General features: G+C 66.3%; 4 protein-coding genes. All 4 read left to right on the plus strand.

Annotated elements, in window-relative coordinates; translation table 11 throughout:
* On the plus strand, positions 1-1,426 hold a 1,426-nt coding region (locus tag ACE3UY_RS21255), incomplete at its 5' end, for a M6 family metalloprotease domain-containing protein (protein WP_374689480.1).
* A 144-nt stretch (positions 1,427-1,570) separates the two neighbouring features.
* The gene (merB, locus tag ACE3UY_RS21260) at positions 1,571-2,017 is read left to right on the plus strand and encodes an organomercurial lyase (RefSeq protein WP_374689481.1); all 447 of its coding nucleotides are present in this window, start codon (positions 1,571-1,573) and stop codon (positions 2,015-2,017) included.
* 6 nt (positions 2,018-2,023) lie between these two features.
* Complete coding sequence (locus ACE3UY_RS21265; protein ID WP_374689482.1) at positions 2,024-2,245, plus strand: hypothetical protein; 222 nt, start codon at positions 2,024-2,026, stop codon at positions 2,243-2,245.
* A gap of 6 nt (positions 2,246-2,251) precedes the next feature.
* The gene (locus ACE3UY_RS21270) at positions 2,252-2,392 is read left to right on the plus strand and encodes a hypothetical protein (RefSeq protein ID WP_374689483.1); all 141 of its coding nucleotides are present in this window, start codon (positions 2,252-2,254) and stop codon (positions 2,390-2,392) included.
* Positions 2,393-2,504 lie beyond the last annotated feature (112 nt).

Consider the following 2,504-nt stretch of genomic DNA (forward strand, 5'->3'; position numbering starts at 1 on the left):
CAGCGACGGCCCGGACTTCAACCCGGCCGGCGGCATCCGCATCGGCGGCTCCGACTACTGGATCGGCGACTACACCATCGAGCCGGAGAACGGCGGCGTGGGTGTCTTCGCCCACGAGTTCGGCCACGACCTGGGCCTGCCTGACCTGTATGACACGGCCGGCGGCGAGAACTCCACCGGCTTCTGGACGCTCATGTCTAGCGGCTCCTGGCTCGATGACGGAACCAACACCATCGGCAACGAGCCGGGACACCTGGGCAACTGGGAGAAATTCCAGATGGGCTGGCTCGACTACGACGTGGCCGAGGCCGGCGTGCGCTCCACGCACCGGCTGAACCCGGCCGAGTTCGCCGGCGACCACGCCCAGGGCCTGTTCGTCCTTCTGCCGGATAAGGAAATCGTTATCGAGCTAGGCCCGCCCTACGCCGGAGAGCAGTTCTACTACAGCGGCGCGGGCGACAACCTGGACAACGTCATGTACCGCGAGTTCGACCTGCCGGCCAACGCCACGCTGACCGCCCAGGTGCGCTACGAGATCGAGCTTGACTGGGACTATGCCTACGTCGTCGCCTCCGACGACGGCGGCGCGACCTGGACGCCGCTGGCGACTAACCTCTCCACCGACACCGATCCCAACGGCCAGAACTTCGGCCATGGCATCACCGGCTCCTCCGGCGGCGAGTGGGTGGAACTGACGGCCGACCTGTCCGGCTACACCGGCCCGACGCTGCTCGGCTTCCGCTACTGGACCGACGGGGCCGTTGTCGAGCCTGGGTTCATGGTGGACGAGATCGCCGTCACCGGTTCGCCCGTTGATGGGGCGGAGGGCGACGATCCGGGCTTGTGGACGTATGACCCGGCCGAGGGCGGCTTCCACGCCGAGACCGGCGAGCCGCAAAGCTTGTTCTACTTCAATGCTTACGTGGCCGAGTGGCGGACGTACTGGGGCTTCGACGAGAACCTGCGCGAGGGGCCGTACCACTTCGGCTATCTGGACAACCCGGACCTGCAGAACTGGGTGGATCACTTCCCGTACCAGGACGGCCTGCTCATCAACTACTGGGACAATTCGCAGTTTGACAACAATACCAGCGAGCATCCCGGCGAGGGTCTGATCCTGCCCATCGACGCCCATCCGAAGACGATGTGGCGGCCCGACGGCGTGCCGTGGCGGCCGCGCGTCCAGTCGTATGACTCGCCTTTCGGCCGGCAACGCACCGACTCAATCCTGATCCACCACCTCAGCGAGCCGTCGCGCCATCGCAGCCAGCCGGCCGTGCCGGTCTTCAACGACAACATCCAGTACTGGAACCCGGACACGCCGAACGCCGGCGTGATGAACCCGGACACCAATACCCGCGTCATCGTCCGGAGTGAAAACGTTCGCGCCGGCGTCATGACCGTGGAAGTGCGGCCGACGCGCTAACCGCTGAGGTGCGACGCGCTTGCTGAAGGGCGTTGCACCTGACTTACTAGGAATTGGCTGCGGATTTGGACAGGTAATACGGATGAACAATGGATTGACCGTTACCATCCGTTTCATCCGTCCAAATCCGTAGCCATTCTCTTCATGACCGATTTTGATACCACCGTCAAGCTGACCATCTATGAGGCCGTCGCCGCCAGCGGCCGGCTGCCCGACGCGGCCGGCGTGGCCCGCCAACTGGACGTAGCGGAAGCTGACGTGCGGGCCGCGTTCGCCCGTCTGCGCGAACGCCGTCTGCTCGTCCTCGAACCGGGCAACCCGGCCCGCATCCGCATGGCCCCACCCTTTTCCGGCGTGCCCACTCTTTTCCGCGTGCGGGCCGGCAGCGTCGACTATGACGCCAACTGCGTCTGGGACGCTTACGGCGTGGCCGCTGCGCTGCGCGCCGACGCCGACATTGACAGCCAGGACGCCCACACCGGCGAGCCGCTACGCCTGCTGGTGCGCGATGGCCGGCCCATCCCAGCCGCCGCCGTGGCCCACTTCGCCGTACCCGCCGCCCACTGGTGGGACGACATTATCTTTACCTGAGCGACGATGCTGCTCTTCCGGTCGGAAGAGACAGCCGACGCCTGGTGCGCGGCGCACGGCCGATTGCGCGGCGGGCTGGTGACACTCGGCCAACTGTGGCATCTGGCCGTCGCCTGGTATGCCAACCGCCTGACCCCCGAATCGCGCCGGCCGGGGCCGGAGGAGATACCGGGCATCTTCGCCGCCATTGGGCTGAGCGGGCCATTCTGGGATATTGCGCGACGATAGGGCGATTTGCCAACCCCCTCTCGGCCCAACGCCGCTCCTCTGCACGGGCCGTCCATCTTCCGCGACCTGCTGGCTGAGGGACAGCCGTCCAACGTGCGGATGTCGATCCGTTCAGGTATGGGCATCCGGGCGAGCGCGCCCGATTGACGGTCGTCCGCGCCATCTCTATACTTCGCCCATGACAACCCACGACGCGCTGCCTTCACCCTCCACAGTCCTCCTCCTCACCGGCGAAGGCATCGGCCGCGGCGACGTGGCG

The sequence above is a fragment of the Promineifilum sp. (SeqCode) genome (genome assembly GCF_041918635.1).
GTDB lineage: Bacteria > Chloroflexota > Anaerolineae > Promineifilales > Promineifilaceae > Promineifilum.

What these genes read in the sequence shown, in the direction of transcription:
- merB (WP_374689481.1), top strand. Translation starts at nt 1,571, where the DNA reads ATGACCGATTTTGATACCACCGTCAAGCTGACCATCTATGAGGCCGTC.
- ACE3UY_RS21265 (WP_374689482.1), top strand. Translation starts at nt 2,024, where the DNA reads ATGCTGCTCTTCCGGTCGGAAGAGACAGCCGACGCCTGGTGCGCGGCG.